This window comes from Streptomyces sp. NPDC091377 (assembly GCF_044757045.1).
Taxonomy (GTDB): domain Bacteria; phylum Actinomycetota; class Actinomycetes; order Streptomycetales; family Streptomycetaceae; genus Streptomyces.
This window is the reverse complement of sequence record NZ_JBIVUE010000002.1, coordinates 417,158-432,448: the sequence shown is the minus strand read 5'-3', so window position 1 is coordinate 432,448 and position 15,291 is coordinate 417,158. Positions and strand designations below refer to the sequence as shown.

At 75.3% G+C, this 15,291-nt stretch carries 14 protein-coding genes; 5 read left to right on the top strand and 9 right to left on the bottom strand.

Annotated features, from left to right (window positions below):
- Positions 1-30 precede the first annotated feature (30 nt).
- A complete protein-coding gene (locus ACIQNG_RS05955; RefSeq protein WP_401482788.1) occupies positions 31-1,029 on the top strand; it encodes a chaplin family protein in 999 nt (332 codons plus the stop codon).
- A 234-nt stretch (positions 1,030-1,263) separates the two neighbouring features.
- Complete coding sequence (locus ACIQNG_RS05950; RefSeq protein ID WP_401482787.1) at positions 1,264-2,604, top strand: glycoside hydrolase family 26 protein; 1,341 nt, start codon at positions 1,264-1,266, stop codon at positions 2,602-2,604.
- A 90-nt stretch (positions 2,605-2,694) separates the two neighbouring features.
- On the opposite strand, the gene ACIQNG_RS05945 is transcribed toward ACIQNG_RS05950, so the two are convergent.
- The 9 genes from ACIQNG_RS05945 to ACIQNG_RS05905 all read right to left on the bottom strand — a co-directional run bounded on the left by ACIQNG_RS05945 (position 2,695) and on the right by ACIQNG_RS05905 (position 13,188).
- Positions 2,695-3,807, bottom strand: coding sequence for a GNAT family N-acetyltransferase (locus ACIQNG_RS05945; protein WP_401483052.1), 1,113 nt, complete (start codon positions 3,805-3,807; stop codon positions 2,695-2,697).
- Positions 3,808-3,959: 152 nt separating this feature from the next.
- Positions 3,960-4,649, bottom strand: a complete 690-nt coding sequence (locus tag ACIQNG_RS05940; protein ID WP_401483050.1) for a lipopolysaccharide biosynthesis protein — start codon at positions 4,647-4,649, stop codon at positions 3,960-3,962.
- A complete protein-coding gene (locus ACIQNG_RS05935) occupies positions 4,649-5,857 on the bottom strand; it encodes a glycosyltransferase (RefSeq protein WP_401483048.1) in 1,209 nt (402 codons plus the stop codon). The genes ACIQNG_RS05940 and ACIQNG_RS05935 overlap by 1 nt, the downstream gene beginning before the upstream one ends.
- 31 nt (positions 5,858-5,888) lie before the next feature.
- Positions 5,889-6,578, bottom strand: a complete 690-nt coding sequence (locus ACIQNG_RS05930) for a polysaccharide deacetylase family protein (protein WP_401483046.1) — start codon at positions 6,576-6,578, stop codon at positions 5,889-5,891.
- 70 nt (positions 6,579-6,648) lie between these two features.
- A complete protein-coding gene (locus ACIQNG_RS05925) occupies positions 6,649-8,676 on the bottom strand; it encodes a lipid II flippase MurJ (RefSeq protein ID WP_401482786.1) in 2,028 nt (675 codons plus the stop codon).
- On the bottom strand, positions 8,673-9,923 hold the full coding sequence (locus ACIQNG_RS05920) for an O-antigen ligase family protein (RefSeq protein ID WP_401482785.1): 1,251 nt from the start codon (positions 9,921-9,923) through the stop codon (positions 8,673-8,675). The genes ACIQNG_RS05925 and ACIQNG_RS05920 overlap by 4 nt, the downstream gene beginning before the upstream one ends.
- Positions 9,924-10,134: 211 nt before the next feature.
- Positions 10,135-11,601, bottom strand: coding sequence for an exopolysaccharide biosynthesis polyprenyl glycosylphosphotransferase (locus ACIQNG_RS05915; protein WP_401482784.1), 1,467 nt, complete (start codon positions 11,599-11,601; stop codon positions 10,135-10,137).
- On the bottom strand, positions 11,598-12,788 hold the full coding sequence (locus ACIQNG_RS05910; RefSeq protein ID WP_401432998.1) for a glycosyltransferase family 4 protein: 1,191 nt from the start codon (positions 12,786-12,788) through the stop codon (positions 11,598-11,600). The genes ACIQNG_RS05915 and ACIQNG_RS05910 overlap by 4 nt, the downstream gene beginning before the upstream one ends.
- A 148-nt stretch (positions 12,789-12,936) precedes the next feature.
- The gene (locus ACIQNG_RS05905; RefSeq protein WP_401482783.1) at positions 12,937-13,188 is read right to left on the bottom strand and encodes a hypothetical protein; all 252 of its coding nucleotides are present in this window, start codon (positions 13,186-13,188) and stop codon (positions 12,937-12,939) included.
- A 195-nt stretch (positions 13,189-13,383) separates the two neighbouring features.
- Here ACIQNG_RS05905 and chpG point away from each other — a divergent pair, with 195 nt between their 5' ends.
- The 3 genes from chpG (at position 13,384) to ACIQNG_RS05890 (ending at position 15,154) form a co-directional block, all read left to right on the top strand.
- On the top strand, positions 13,384-13,623 hold the full coding sequence (gene chpG, locus ACIQNG_RS05900; RefSeq protein ID WP_401432996.1) for a chaplin ChpG: 240 nt from the start codon (positions 13,384-13,386) through the stop codon (positions 13,621-13,623).
- Positions 13,624-13,799: 176 nt separating this feature from the next.
- Complete coding sequence (locus tag ACIQNG_RS05895) at positions 13,800-14,588, top strand: hypothetical protein (RefSeq protein ID WP_401482782.1); 789 nt, start codon at positions 13,800-13,802, stop codon at positions 14,586-14,588.
- 278 nt (positions 14,589-14,866) lie between these two features.
- Entirely contained in the window at positions 14,867-15,154 is a 288-nt protein-coding gene (locus tag ACIQNG_RS05890) for a hypothetical protein (RefSeq protein WP_401432990.1), read from the top strand.
- The last annotated feature ends 137 nt before the right edge of the window (positions 15,155-15,291 follow it).

Genomic DNA, 15,291 nt, shown 5'->3' with positions numbered 1-15,291 from the left:
CAGGTGTTTCGAAAGAGGAAGAGAACGAGATTGCGACAGTCCCTGAGCAAGTCGATGGTCGCGGCAGCCGCCGCGACCGGCATCCTGTCCCTGTGCGGCACCCCCGCCCTCGCCGACTCGACGGCGGGTGGCCTGGCCCAGGGCTCGCCCGGTGTGGTCTCGGGCAACGCCGTCCAGGTCCCGGTGGAGATCCCGGTGAACGCCTGCGGCAACACCGTCGACATCGTCGCCGTGCTGAACCCCGCCTTCGGCAACTCCTGCGCCAATGTGGGGGGTTCGGAGGACCGGGGCGACTCGGATGACTCCGGCTACGGCGAGGAGGACTCGGGGTACGGGGACTCCCGCGCCGAGGAGCCCCGTGCGGAGCAGCCCCGCGCCGAGGAGCCGCGCGTGGAGGTGCCCCGCGCGGAGGAGCCGCAGGCCGAGGAGCCCCGTGCCGAGGAGCCTCGCGCCGAGGAGCCGCGGGCGGAGGAGCCTCGCGCCGAGGAGCCGCGGTCCGAGGAGGCCGGGTACGGCGAGGAGGCCCCCGGGTACGGGGAGGACGCCGGGTACGGCAACTCCAAGCCCGAGAAGCCTGAGTACGGCAACTCCAAGCCCGAGAAGCCCGAGTACGGGGACTCGGGCCCGGAGAAGCCCGAGTACGGGGACTCCGGTCCCGAGAAGCCCGGGTACGGCGACTCCGGTGGCGGTGACTCCGGCTACGGCGAGGAAGGCCCGGGGTACGGCGAGGAAGGCCCCGGCTACGGCGGCGAGGAAGGTCCCGGCTACGGGGAAGAGGGCCCCGGGTACGGCGAGGAAGGTCCGGGGTACGGCGAAGAGGGCCCCGGCTACGGCGAAGAGGGCCCGGGCTACGGGGAGCACCCGCCCGGTGGCGGGGAGCACCCCCCGGGTGGGGGCGACCACGGGAAGCCGCCGGAGCTGGCGGACACCGGTAGCGCGGCCATCGCGGGCGCCTCACTGGCCGGCGCCGCGCTGATCGCCGGCGGGGCCGTGCTGTACCGGCGGGGTCGGGCCGCGTCCCGTCGATGACGGGACGGGACGGCACGGACGGAAGCCCCGGGCGGCGGTCGACCGCCGCCCGGGGCTTCCGTCTGTCCGGCGCCCCTCGCGCGGCGCTGGTCACCCGTGCGGGCGAGTGCGGGCACCCGGACGCCCCAACGGCGGTGGCGTGACGGTCTTTCATATGACTGAGTGTCAGTAACCGGCGCACGGACGACATGAGAGACCACGTCAGCCGGCACGAGAGTGGTGGAAGGAGCAGGTATGGCCCCTCAGCATCAGCCACGGTCCCGGTCCAGGCGGCTGGCCCTCGTCGCGGCGACGGTCGCTGCCTCGGCGGTCCTGGCGTCGGGACCGGTGTTCGCCGCGGGGCTGGGGGTGGTCGTCGTCGCCGATCCTCCCGCCCCTGACCCCTCCGCCGCCCCCGCACCCGCCGCCTCCTCCGCACCTGCCGCATCTGCCGCACCTGTCGTACCTACCTCACCTGCCGCGCCCGGTGAGTCCCCCTCGCCCGGGGCCTCGGGGGAGCCGGGTGCGCCGGGTCAGGTCCCCGCCTTCGGCGCCTATCTCGACTACGGGCCGCGCGGGGTCTCCCGGATCGCCGAGCTGAGCCGGTGGCTGGACGGTGCCGACCTGCGCGTGGGGCACACCTATCTCCCCGGTGACCTGTGGTCCAACATCGAGGGGCGGCCCGAGTTCCTCAAGGTGTGGGCCGACTGGCGGCAGGCCCAGGACGACCGGATGTTCGTCCTCAACGTCCCCATGCTGGAACGCAACGAGGCGGGTCTCTCCGACGCCGAGGTGCGCCGACTGCTGCGGCAGGGCGCGGCCGGACGCTTCGACCAGCACTACCGCACCCTCGCCGAGCGGCTGGTGGAGCTGAAGGTGCCGGACACGGTGATCGTGCTCGGCTGGGAGATGAACGGCATCACCTACAGCCACCGCTGCGGCCCCGACCCGGCGGCGTGGAAGCGCTACTGGAACCGGATCGTCACCACCATGCGGTCGGTGCCGGGCCAGCGGTTCGCGTTCGACTTCACCCCGAGCCGCGGCCGGGACGCCGTCCCGTGGCCGCGCTGCTACCCGGGGGACGCCACGGTCGACGTCATCGGGATGGACGCGTACGACCAGCCGTCCGGGATGTCCTTCGACGAGCAGGTGCGGGAGCCGTTCGGGCTCCAGTACCACGTCGACTTCGCCAAGGCCCACGGCAAGCCGGTGTCGTACCCGGAGTGGGGGCTGTTCCGCAACGGCGACAATCCGGAGTACATGCGGCGGATGCTCGCCTGGATGGACGAGCACAAGCCGCTCTACAACACGCTCACCGACTACTGCCCGCACGGTGTCTGGCAGTGCGGTGAGAACCCCCAGGCGTCCGAGGTCTACCGCAGTGTGCTGTCCGGCCGCGGCCGGCCGGTCACCGGACCGGAGCCCGAGCCGACGAAGCCCGGGCCCACGCCCGAGCCCACCCCGGAGCCGACGGAGCCCGGACCGACGCCCGCCACCCCGCCCGGTTGTTCACCGCTGGAGCTGGGTGACTGGGTCGAGTACTGGCTCGGCGGGAAGCTCTGCGTCCGCCTCGACTGGTGGTCGCGCAACCGGTGAGCCGGTCGTGAGTCCGGCCGTGAGTCCGGCCGTGAGTCCGGTCGTGAACCGGTCGTGAGCAGGTGAGGTGCGGAACCGGCGGCGGTCCGGTCAGGGGCCGCCGCCGGTGCCGCGTTCCTTCCCGCGGCGTTCCTGGAGGAGATGGAGAAGCCGCTTGCCGTGGCGGCGGGCGTGGGCGTCGGCGAGGGCCGTCGCCAGCAGTGGGGCGGTGGGGCGGCGGGCGAGCAGCAGCCTTTGGTTGACGACCGGTTCGGGGCGCCAGTGGTGTTTGTACGGCTCGTCGCCGCGCAGCAGGCTGAGGACGCCGGGAGCGTCGCCCGCGCGGGTGTGTTCGGCGCACGCGTCGAGCAGCATCACGGCCACGTCCGCCTTGCCCTCGCGCAGCCGGGGGTGGGCGCCGTAGAGGTAACCGCCGGTGAGGCTGGGGGACTTGAGGGTCAGGTCTACGGCGACGATCTCGTCGTACAGCCGGAACTCGGTGACCACGGCCGTGCCGGAGCGGACCATCGGGCCCGCCGAGCGGATGAGGTGCTCGCGGAAGCGGGGCTGGAGGTGTTCGCCGGTCACCTTGCGGCCCTGCCACTGGAGCCGGTGCAGTTCGACCAGCCGCCGCAGCGCGCGGTCCACGTCGTCCGGGCCGACGATCCGGCGCTCGACGCCGAGCGTGGCCAGTCGGCGCAGTTGGGCGCGGACCCGCTGGCGGGCCTTGGCGGAGGGGAGCCGGGCGACCAGTTCCTCCATCGGCAGGGCGGGCAGTTCCAGGCAGACCGAGTCCGTGACCCGGCGCCACGGTCCGGGCCAGCGGTCGAGGATCCGCTCGACGGCCGCGCCGGGCCGCACCTCGCGGAAGTCGACGAGCGCGGTACGGGCCGCGGCGGCGAGGGCGGTGGTGAGCGCGGCGGCGGCCGGGGGGCCGTGCCCGGGGTCCGGGTCCAGGAGGACGTCGGTGTAGTCGGAGATGGCCCCGCCGAGCGGGACGAGGGTGGGCAGCGGGCGGTGGACCAGCATCAGGGGGGCCGCGGCGACCAGTCGGCCGTGGGGGTCCCGGACCAGGTACAGCCGCAGCCGGCCGGGTCTCCCGTACGACAGCCACCAGGAGTACAGCCAGGGGTGGCTCTGGAAGGGGGTGGCGGTGGGGGTGCGCCGGTAGAGGTCGGCCCAGTCGGCGGCGAGGAGGGCGAAGGCGCGGGGGTCGGTCACCAGCTGGGTGGTGACCCCGGGGGTGGTGACCGTGGGGGTGGTGACAGTCCGGGTGGTGACCTGGGAGGTGGGATGGGGGACGGGTCGGCTGTGAACCCGGTTCACGGTCCTCGCGTCGCGTGTCGAGTCAACACCCCCCAGGTCCGGGGCCGGGTTCACCGGCGCCCGCTCAGATCCGCCGCCACCGCGGGCCCCGGCACGGCAGCCGCCGACCCCGGCTCCGCCGCGTTCTCCCGCGTCCCGTCCGGCCCCCGCTCCTGCCGTCGGGGCCGGACCAGCAGGGCCAGACCGCCCAGCAGACCGCCCGCCGCGGCGCCCACCAGGCCGGTCGTCGCGGGGCCCGCCGAGGACGGTTCCGTGGGCTTGGTGGCACGGGCGAACTGCCGGAGTTCGACATGGGTGGCGGACCGGTTGCCGTCGGCGTGGGCCGTCAGGGCGCGGGCCACCGCGTCGGCCATGTCGACGGCCAGATCGCGGCGGTGCGAGGTGGCGGTGACGGAGACCATCGGGGCGTCCGGCGAGGTCGCCGTCGTGACGCTCGACTTGAGGGTGCGCGCCGGCACCCCCGCCCACACCTGGGCGTCGCCGAGGACCGCGAGCTGGGTGGCGACCTTGCCGTACGCCTGGGCGAAGCCCAGTGCGGCCGTCGGGTCGGACGTGTCCTCGGGGACGGCGACGACATAGCTGGTGGCCGAGTAGGAGGGGGTGTTCAGCGCGCCGTAGCCGCCGCCGGCCAGGCCGCCCGCCAGGACGGCGGTCACGAGCAGCGACCAGGGAGGCAGGTTCCTGGCACGGGCGCGGAGTCCGGGCGCGGGGCGCTGCGGTCGGGCGGAGGTGTCGGTGATCACGGGCGGACTCCCTGGGCTGACGGGGCGGGTGCGGCGGTGGTGGTGGACGGCGGCACGGAAGAACGGGGGGAGGGCGCCGCCGACCGGGGGGTGGGGGCGAGGGCGTCGGCGTAGACCCTCATGAGCCGGGCGGCGCTGCGGGTGATGCAGTAGTGGCGGGCGGCGTCGGGGGTGGTGCGGGCGTGCGGGGGACGGGCCCGGAGTTCGGCGAGGGAGTCGGCGAACGCGGCCGGGTCGCACGGGAGGCGTCGGGCCTCGGCGGCGGAGTGCGGCGGCAGGTCCTCGATGGCGGGGCAGGAGGCATGGCGCACCGGCAGTCCGGACGCGAGGGCCTCCACGACCGCCAGCCCGAACGCCTCCTCGGGGGACGGGGAGGCCAGCGCGTCCATCGCGGACAGCAGGGCGGGCAGATCGGGGCCGGGGGAGCCGTCGTGGACGTAGGGGCGTTCCCCGGCGAACAGGACGCGGTCGGCGACTCCGGCCTCGTGGGCGGTGCGCCGCAGGACGTTCTCCTCCGGGCCGCCGCCGACGAGGAGCAGCCAGCTGTCGGCGGGGAGCCGGGCGAGGGCGCGGACGGCGACATCGAAGCGCTTGCCCGCGGTGAGCCGGCCGACGGCGCCGACGACGAACGCCTCCTCGGGCAGTCCGAGGCGACGACGGACCCGGTGGCGCTGGAGCGGGTCGAAACGGAAGCGGGCCAGGTCGATGCCGTTGGGCACCACCTCGATCCGGGCCGCGGGCACGCCCCAGCGCAGCAGCCGGTCCGCGACGGTCGGCGACACGGCCACGGTCGTGCGGCCGAGCCGCTCGCTCGCCAGATACAGCCCGCGCACCCCTGGGGTGAGGCGGCGGCCCTCCATCTGGGAGTCGCCGAGGGAGTGTTCGGTGGCGACGACGGCCCGCACCCCGGCGAGCCGGGCGGCCGACCGGCCGTAGACGCAGGCGCGGTAGAGGTGGGTGTGGACGAGGTCGTAGCCGCCGGAGCGGATCAGCCGGACCAGCCGGGGGAGGGCGGCGAGGTCACGGTTGCCCGCCATGCCCAGGTGGGTGACGTGCACCCCGTCGGCCATCAGCCCGGTGGCGACCGCGCCCGGGTTGGTCAGGGTGACGACGTCCGCCTGGACCGGCAGATGCCGCAGCAGCAGCCGCAACTGCTGCTCGGCCCCGCCGACGCCGAGCCCGGTGATGATGTGCAGCGCCTTCACGCCGGGGGTCGCCCGGGTGCCCGCCGGCATGTCAGACCCCCGCCGCGGGGCGGCGCCGCAACCGGTGCAGACGCTGCTTGAGGAGGAGTCGTACGGCGGTGTCGTGCTGGCCGATGTGGACGCGCGGGAGGGCGTGGCGGGCGGCGAGGGGGCCGGGGTCGATGGCGCAGCCGTAGTCGTAGCCGGCCTCGCGCACGGCGGCCACGACGCGGGCGTCGATCGTGCCGTACGGGTAGCAGAACCCGCCGACCGGGGTGCCGGTGAGCCGGGCCAGCAGGGCGCCGCTCTCGGCGGTCTCGGACTTGAGGGTGAGGTCGTCGGCGCGGGTGAGGTCGAGGTGGGTGAGGCCGTGCGAGCCGATCTCGACGCCCTCGGCCGCCGCCCGGCGCACCCCGTCCACGGTCAGCAGCGGCTTGCGCGGGCCGAGCGGGTCCCAGGCGTTGTCGCCGCCGAAGCATCCGGGCAGCACGAACAGGGTGGCGTTGAAGCCGTGATGGCGCAGCACCGGGAGGGCGTGGTCGAGGAAGTCGGCGTATCCGTCGTCGAAGGTGAGGCCGACGAGGCCGCGGCCTCGGCCCCGGGCGCGCGCGGCGAGGAGTTCGGCCAGGGAGACGCCCCGCAGTCCGCGCCGCCGCAGCCGGTCGAACTGGGCGGCGAGCCGGTCGGGGGTGACGGTGACGTGGTACGGGTCCTCGGTGCGGTCGCCGACGGAGTGGTACATCGCGATCCACGGGGCGGGGCCGTTGCCGGCCCGGTGGGAGAGGCGGCGGGCGGGGGTGGGCGCGTCGGGGTCAACGGCGCCGGGGTCGGTGCGGAAGCGCATGCTGAAGCCTTCGGGTCGCGGAACGGACGGAGGTCGGGAGCCTTCGGGACGTGGAGCGGACGGCCCCCGGTAGGGGTGCGCAGCCCTGGGCGCCCAGGCCCGCTCCGGTCAGGACGAACACGACGGTCACCACGAGCGCGCCGGCCAGGAGGCCGAGGGCCGGCGAGTCGGGGCCGCTCGCGGCCAGGGCGCCCGCCGCCGTCGCCACCAGCGCGGCGCGCAGCGGGCGGCTCAGTTCGGCCAGCACCGCGCGCACCCGCAGCGGCAGCACACCGTGCGAGCGGGTGCCGGACAGCATCAGGGCGGCGGTGGCGGTGATGCCGGCGGCGTTGGCGGCGGCGATACCGGTGACGCCCCAGGAGCCGACCGCCCAGGCGCCGGTCCAGGCGGTCACCACCACGCCGACGGCCATGGCGGCGAGCGGGTACCAGGTGGGGCGGCCGGTGCAGCAGTAGGCGCGGATCAGCGCCCCGACCAGGGTCTGGGCGAGCAGTCCGAGGGCGTACACCCGCATCACGGCGGCGGTCGCCGCGGTGTCCTCGGCGGTGAACGCGCCCCGCTGGAAGAGGAGTTCGACGATCTGCGGGGCGCAGGCGACGACCGCGGCCGTACCGAGCAGCACCATGCAGCCCGCCAGCGCCAGATCCCGCTCCACCCGGTCGCGGGCCTTGACGGTGTCGCCCTCGGCCAGCGCCCGCGCGACCACCGGGAAAGTGACCGTGACCAGCATCAGGGAGAGGGTCATGGGGATCTGCGCGACCTTCTGCGCGTAGTTGAGGTGCGAGATCGCGCCGGAGGGCAGATGGGAGGCGAGGAACCGCTCGATCGGCACCTGTGTCTGCCGGGTCAGCGCGAAGAGCAGGATCATCGCGACCATCGCCAGCCCCACCGCGGGCTCGCGCGCGCCCGCTCCGGCGGCTGCCTCGGGCTCCGACTTCGCCCGCAACCGCCGTACCAGCGCGGGCAGTTGGACCGCCACCATGAGCGCGCTGCCCGCCGCCACCCCGATCGCCGCCGAGCGCACCCCCCACGCGCCGCCGAGCAGGAACATCGCGGTGATGATGCCGAGGTTGTACGCCACGTAGATCGCCGCCGGGGCCAGATAGCGGCGGTGGGCGCGCAGGGCGGCGCTGCAGTACCCGGCGAGCCCGAAGCCGATGACGCACACCGCGGCCAGCCGGGTGCAGTCGACGGCCAGCGCGGGCGCGGCCAGCCCGGGCGCGAGGGCCCGGACCAGGTAGGGGGCGAGGAGTACGACGACCGCGGCGACGGCGACCAGCGCGAGGGTGAGCCGGGGCAGCGTACGGGCCACCAGCGCCCGCACCGGGTCCCCGGCCGCGCCGCCCGCCCGCCGCGCCAGCGCCAGGCTGAACGCCGGGATCAACGCGAACGCCAGCCCGTCCTCGATCAGCAGCGTGGACGCGAACTCCGGCACGGTCCAGGCCACCAGGAACGCGTCCGTCTCCGCGCCCGCCCCGAACAGCCGGGCCAGCGCCTGGTCCCGCACCAGCCCGAGCAACGCGCCCGCCACGGAGAGGGCACCGGTGAGGAGAGCGGCCCGGGCCAGGAAGTTACGGGGCTCGGGCGGGCGTTCCGTGGGGGGAGTGGTCCCAGCTTCGGGGGTGCCCTCCGTGCCGGGGGTGCTCTCTGCGCCGGGGGTGCCTTTCCCGGGCGGGGTGTTGTCCGTGCCGGGGGTCTTCTCCGTGGCGGGGGTGCTCTCTGCGCCGGGGGTGTCTTTCCCGCCCGGGGTGCTCTCTGCGCCGGGCGTGCCTTTCCCGCCCGGGGTGCTCTCCGTGCCGGGGGCGTTCTCCGTGTCCGTCGGCGGTGGTGTCCGGGTCGGGGGTACGGCGGGGAGCGGGGTGGTCGGCGGGGACGGGCGGGCCGTGAGCGGGGTGGTCGGCGGGGACGGGCGGGCCGTGGGCCCGGCGCCGTCGACCGCCGCGTCCTTGGCCTCCTCGGCTCCCTGGACCCCCGGTCCCCGCGGTGTCGCCGTCATCGCTCCCCCGCCCCCTCGCCGCTCAGCAGCGCCCACCACGCGACCAGCCCGAGGCACACGGCCGTCAGGACGGTGGAGGGGCCGCCGATGTCCGCGTACATGAAGTCGGTGAGCTGCCAGACCATCAGGCCCGTGGCGACGAGCGCGCAGTCGAGGCCGGGGCCGGTACGGCGGCGGGTGCGCCGCAGGGCGCTCAGGGTCAGGGCCAGCAGCGCGAGCCAGCCGCCCGCGAGGGTGAGCAGACCGAGCAGGCCCTGTTCGCTGAGGACCAGCAGATACATGTTGTGCGGGGAGAGCAGCGGCTGGCGGCGGAACGCCTCGCCGCCGCCCTCGGTGTCACTGGCCGCGGACAGGGCGAGAGGGGCGTGCGCGTCGCGGTGCTCGGGGAAGCCCTTGAGGCCGACGCCGGTGACCGGGTGGTCGCGCCACATGCCACCGGCCGCCGCCCACATCGCGTACCGGTCGGTCACCGACTGGTCCGGCGCGTCCGCGACCCGGGTGATGCTGCCGACCCGCTCCTGGAGCAGCGCCGAGCCGACCCCGAACCCGCCGACCAGGACCATCCCGGCCGCGACCGCCACCGCCGCCACCTTCAGCGCCCTGCGCAGCCCCCCGAGCACCAGTTGGGCGGCGCAGGCGATGGCCGTGGCGATCCACGCGCCCCGGCTGAAGGAGAGCGCGAGCGGCAGCAGCAGGGCCAGCGCGCAGCCCGCGGCGAGGAGCCGGTGCCGTAGCGGGCCGCGGCCCAGCGCGAGCCCGACCGCGCAGACCAGGCCCAGGGAGACGACGGATGCCATCCCCATGACGTCCTGGGCGCCGAAGGTACCGACGGCCCGGATCAGCCGCCCCTGGTACGAGGCCCCGGTGCCGGTGACGTACTGGTGCACCCCGACGGCGCCCTCCCAGCCCGCCAGCGCCACGAACGCCCAGGCCAGCACCCGGACGTCGGCCCGGTCGCGGATCAGCAGCGCGACCGCCGCCGGGACCAGCACGAAGATCTGGAGGTAGCGGCCGAGCCCGGAGAGCCCGGCGGTCGCCGAGGACGCCCCGGCGGCGGCCACCGCGAGCCCCACGACCGGCAGCCCGAGGACGACGGCGGCCGTACGGGACAGGGGGCGCCGCCGCTGCCGCAGCAGCCGTAGCGCGCAGTGGCCGACGACGAGCGCGGACACCACGTCGGCCGGTCCGGCCCCGCCCTCCCCGGCCACCGTGAGCGGCAGCCCGAGCAGCGCGACGACGGCCACCACGGACCACACGGGGGACCCGCGCCACCCGTGCCACTGGCTCCACTTGGGGGACGCACTCCACCCCCGGGACACCGGGCGGGGCAGCGGCCGAGCCGCGTCGCAGGGCCGTGCGGTGTCCGCGGCCGGTGCCTCCCGCCCGGTCTGCGTACCGGTGGTGATGAGGGGGCCGGTGGCCCCGCCGCGCTTCATCCGTCTCCCCCGCCCGTCACGCTCAACTCCCCGTCGGCCGCAGCAGCGCCGCCGCGGTGCGGAGCAGAATGCAGATGTCCTGCCACAGCGACCAGTTGTCGATGTAGGCGTTGTCGAAGCGCGCCCGGTCCTCGATGGAGGTGTCGCCGCGCAGGCCGTGGATCTGGGCCAGCCCGGTGATCCCGGCCGGCATCCGGTGGCGGGCCGCGTAACCGGGGTGGCTCTGGCTGAACTGGCCCACGAAGAAGGGCCGTTCGGGCCGCGGCCCGACCAGGCTCATGTCCCCGCGCACCACGTTCCACAACTGGAGCAACTCGTCCGCCGAGGTGCGCCGCAGCAGCCGGCAGAACCAGGTCATGCCCCGCTCGTCGGCCACGCTCCACCGGGTCGCCGACTCGTGCTCGTCCCTCGGGCGGTGGGTGCGCAGCTTCAGCAGGGTGAAGGGCCGCCCGTCCTTGCCGATCCGCTCCTGCCGGAACACCACCCCCGGCCCGCCGGTGAGCCGCAGCACCGCGGCGCACCCCAGCAGCAGCGGGCTGACCAGCAGCAGTGCCGTTCCGGCCAGGGTCACGTCCAGCACCCGCTTGCCGCGGCCGACCGGGCGGGCCGCGCCCAGGGGCAGCCGTCTGCACGAGAACCCGGCGAGTTGTTCGCGTGCCTCGTAGGACGGCGAGTCGGCGTCCAGTTCCCACAGCACACACCCGGACTCGGCGAGCGCCCGCAGCAGCGGCGCCTGTTCCCGCCGGACCGATGGGTGGACGGCGAGCACCTCCCGTACGCCGTTCTGGATCAGCGCCCGCTGCACCTCCTGGCCGGTCGTCAGCACCGGCAGCCCGTCGCCGCCCTCGGCCACCGCGGCGACCACACCGACCGGACGCACCCCGCACGCCGGGTGCCGCAATACCGCGGCGGCCACCCGCTGGGCGGTGTCGGCGGGCCCGATCACCAGCGCGGCGCGCGGATGGCGCCGCAGCAGGGTGCGGCGTCGCCGGTGCACCAGACCGCGCCCGGCGCACGCCGCGGCCGACTGGACGGCGAGGCCCAGCGCGAGGGTGGGGGCGGACAGCGCGTCGGAGGGGGCGTACACGGCGACGAACCCGGCGAGCGCGAGCCAGCCGACGGCGATCCGGGCGCCGACGGTGGGCAGTTCGTCCAGCACGCCCTGCATCCGGCGGGGCGGCCGGTGCGGGCGCAGCAGCATGGAGAACGTCACCAGCAGCGCGGGCAGCAGCGGCCGGTGACCGGCCAGCGCGAGCGCGCCGAGCAGCGCGGCCGTGCCGTCCGCGAGCAGCAGCGGCACCGGGGCGAGCGGACGCGCCGGGGGCCGCCGCCGTACCGGCATCCGGAACCCGCTGTCCCGGCGGCGCGGCGGCAGCAGGGAGAGGGCCGAAGGGACGCCGGGGGAGCGGGGGGAGGAGGACACGAGGGACGGCGAGCCGTGCTCCGCGGGGGAGGGGACTGGACTCTCGGCAGTGCTTTCCGCAGTCACGGGTGGATGGACTCCCTGTACTCGGGGGACTCGGGGTGCGCGGCACGGGCCGTCCGACCGGCGCCGAGGAGCGCGCCGTACACCTCGGCGACCGCCTCGGTCATGTGCCGCACGTCGTGCGCGGAGCGGACGTGCCCGAGTCCCCCGGCGCCGAGTTCCTCGCGCAGCGGCGCGTCGAGCAGGAGCGTGGTGAGGGCGCGGGCGAGCGCGGCCGGGTCCTCGGGCGGGACCAGGCAGTGCGGGGCGTGGCCCGGCGGCAGGCTCTCGCGGGCCCCGTCGACATCGCTGAGCACCACCGGGCGCCCGCACGCCATCGCCTCCAGCGGCGCGAGCGCCATCCCCTCCCAGCGCGAGGGCAGGACGACCAGATCGGCGGCCTGGTACCAGGGCACGGGGTCGGCCACCGCCCCCGGGAACAGCACCTCCGCGGGCGCCCGCAGCAGGTCCCGGCCGGGCCCGTCGCCGACCAGCGCCAGCCGCGCCCCCGGCACCCGCCGCAGCACCGACTCCCACGCCGCCAGCAGCACGTCCTGCCCCTTTTGCCGGCACAGCCGCCCCACGCACACCACCAAGGGCGCGTCGGGGGCGACGGACGGCAGCAGCGCGGCGCGTACCGCGGCCCGGTCGGCGGGGTGTTCGGCGGGGCGGAAGCGCCGTGTGTCGACGCCGTTGGGGACGACGGCCCAGCGCGCCGCGATCCCGGCGGCCACCCCGGCGACCCGCTCGGCGGCGCTCACGCACACCGTGCGGGCCGCCCAGCGCGCCCCGTACCGCTCCCAGTGCCGGACCAGTTCGGCGGCCGGTCCGCCGACGGCCTCGAAGGACCAGGCGTGCGGCTGGAACACGGTGGGGACCCGGCCCCGTACGGCCAGCCGCCCCGCGAGCCCCGCCTTGGCGCTGTGCGTGTGCACCACATCGGGCCGGACGGCTTCGATCGTCCGTACGACGTCCCGCACCTCACGGATGAGTGAACGCCCCGGCGCACGTGTCGCCCGCCAGGGGCGCAGTCCCGCGCCCAGCGCCACCACCTCATCGGCGAGCGCCCCCTCCGGGCAGGCCACGGTGACCTGGAGACCGGCCGCGAGCTGAGCCCGGGTCAGTTCGGTGACGACCCGGGCGACCCCGCCCTCCACGGGCTGGGTCAGATGGAGGACCCGCGGCCTGAAGGCGGGCGCTGACTGCTGCATGGCACGGATTCCTCGCTGGGGAACAAGGCGGAGACAGAGGGAGCCGGGGTCGGCGGGGGAGTGGCACGCGCGCCGTCTCCGGGCGTCCACGGCGGCGAAGAGGACCCCGGCCCTGGCCGCGTCCGGCCGGGGGGACGAGTCGGGACGTCTAGGTGCCGCCGGGCCGCGCGTACGTCACCCGGGGGCCGGCCGGCGGGTCGGCGGCGCCGGCGTCGGCGTCGCCGCCGACCGTCGTACGGCGCGGCAGCGGACCCAAGGAGTGCGGCATCACCGGCGTGCCCTTTCGTACGAGATCCGAGGTGCGGGTGCGTAGTGCGTGGTGCAGGTGCGAGGTGCGAGGTGCGAGGTGCGAGGTGCGAGACGTGGGGTGCGAGCGGTACGGAAGTGTGGCTGTATGCATGCGTCGAATGGTCCGCAACTCTAGTCGCTATCCGTATTAATCCGTTGAAACCGGACAAGTGTGTCGGAACGGTGAAGCCCGCCCCCCGGTGACATCACTCCTTTGGCGGCACAACTCGCAGGGGCGTGGTGCGTTGACACAACGCAGGGCATCCCCGCCCGCACGATCTGTGTCAACCCCAAGGAGCACCTCTCCATGTCGCGTATCGCGAAGGGCCTGGTCCTGACCTCCGTTGCCGCCGCGGCCGTCGCCGGCGGCGCCGGTGTCGCCGCCGCCAGCAGCGGCGCCCAGGGCGCCGCCGCTCACTCCCCGGGCGTGCTGTCCGGCAACGTCATCCAGGTCCCGGTCCACGTTCCGGTCAACGTCTGCGGCAACACGATCAACGTCGTCGGCCTGCTGAACCCGGCGTTCGGCAACACCTGCGTCAACCACTGACGTCACGACGCCTCTTCGTGGCCGGCCGCCCTCCTGCTGGAGGGCGGCCGGTTCGTTGTGCCCCCGAATGGTTGCGCCAGGTGCCCGCTCGGTTGCGGACCGCGGTGGCCGCTCCAAGGGTGGAGGCGGGGCTCCGCAGGCCGGCGGAGCTTTTCGCACCACTGAAAGGAACACCCATGCGTGGTCTGCCCCTGAGGCGTGTCGCGTCCACCGCACTCTGCGCCACCCTCGTCCTCGCCGTCGCGGGACCGGCGGTCGCGGCCGAGCACGCCCCGGCCGGGGAACGTGCCCCCGCCGCCTCCCGGACCCCCGTCCCCGCCGTGGACGCGCTGCTCGACCAGACCAGGAGCCTCAGCCGACTGGGCGGAGTCCTCACCCCGGTCACCGAACTGCTCAGCACCGCGCTCACCGCCGACCACGGCCAACTCACCCCGGACCAGGCGACCCGGCTGTCGAAGGCGGCGCGCAGCGGCATCACCGACACCGCCGCCGACCCCGCCGACGCCAAGGGTGCCGCGGGTGCCGCGGGCGGCCGGGACGACGCGAAGGCGGCGTCCGCCGACATCGAGGCCGACGCGCTCGCCGCGCTCCGCAAGGCCGTGGACGCGCTGATCGCCGCCGCCACCTCGGGCGACGCCGCCAAGGTCACCCCGGCGGCCGACGACGTCGTCACCGGTGTGGTCAACGTACTGGCCGCCGCCCTCCTCGCCGACGGGCTGCCCGCCCCGGACCTGACCGGACTGCCGTCCCTGCCGAACCCGTCGAAGCCCTCGACGCCCCCGGTCTCCGTGCCCAGCCTCCCGGCGACGCCCCCGAGCCTCCAGCCGCCGCCCAGCCCGCCCGCGGCCCCCAGCCTGCCCGCGGTGCCCAGCCTGCCCGCGGTGCCCGACGTGCCCGCCCCCGCGCCCAGCCTCCCCGCCGCGCCCGAGGTCCCGGTCCCGGCACCGAGCCACCACGCGTCCTGAGCCACGCGCCGAGCGCCGCCCGCGGACCTGGGGGCGGCGCTCGGCGTCAACCCGTCCCCTCACCTCACCGGGTGACCCCACCTCGTGACCTGACCCCGTGACCCTCACGGCGACCGGACGCGGTCCCTGACCGAAATCCAAAAACCGCGTCGAAGGCGGGCGGACCGATACCGATTCTTATGACTTCTGCGGAGTTGAGTTTCCGCGCCGGGCGGTCATCGTTAGGCACGGCGTCAGAATTATCTGAGGCGACGTGAGTTGCCGAAGAAAGGAACCCGATGAAGTCCCTCAAGGCCGCCGTTGTCGTCGCCGGAGCCGTCGCCCTCGCCGGTGCCGCCGCACCCGCGTTCGCCCACAGCACCGCCGACCTCACGCCCACCAGCCTCAACGGCGCCGTGAACACCCTCACCAGCGGCGGGCTGACGGCCTCCGACGTGATGCCGCTCCAGCACCAGTCGAACGCGCTGGACACCGAGACCAAGGGCTCCGCGCTGAACACCGTGAAGGGCGCCACCACCGCCCTCAACAAGAGCGGACTGCTCGGCGGGCTCCCCCTCCAGAGCTGACTCCTCCAGAGCTGACTCCTCCCGAGCCGACACCACACCTCCGGAGCCGCCCTCCGGAACGACGGCAGGCGCGAAAGGGCCGATTCCATTCCCCGGGAATCGGCCCTTCGGTATTCGGTAATGCCCGGGAAAAGGGG

Excerpts from the sequence above, each read along its gene's own strand:
- chpG (WP_401432996.1), top strand. The coding sequence starts at position 13,384 with ATGTCGCGTATCGCGAAGGGCCTGGTCCTGACCTCCGTTGCCGCCGCG.
- ACIQNG_RS05925 (WP_401482786.1), bottom strand. The coding sequence starts at position 8,676 with ATGACGGCGACACCGCGGGGACCGGGGGTCCAGGGAGCCGAGGAGGCC.
- ACIQNG_RS05895 (WP_401482782.1), top strand. The coding sequence starts at position 13,800 with ATGCGTGGTCTGCCCCTGAGGCGTGTCGCGTCCACCGCACTCTGCGCC.
- ACIQNG_RS05930 (WP_401483046.1), bottom strand. The coding sequence starts at position 6,578 with ATGTACCACTCCGTCGGCGACCGCACCGAGGACCCGTACCACGTCACC.
- ACIQNG_RS05905 (WP_401482783.1), bottom strand. The coding sequence starts at position 13,188 with ATGCATACAGCCACACTTCCGTACCGCTCGCACCCCACGTCTCGCACC.
- ACIQNG_RS05890 (WP_401432990.1), top strand. The coding sequence starts at position 14,867 with ATGAAGTCCCTCAAGGCCGCCGTTGTCGTCGCCGGAGCCGTCGCCCTC.
- ACIQNG_RS05910 (WP_401432998.1), bottom strand. The coding sequence starts at position 12,788 with ATGCAGCAGTCAGCGCCCGCCTTCAGGCCGCGGGTCCTCCATCTGACC.
- ACIQNG_RS05950 (WP_401482787.1), top strand. The coding sequence starts at position 1,264 with ATGGCCCCTCAGCATCAGCCACGGTCCCGGTCCAGGCGGCTGGCCCTC.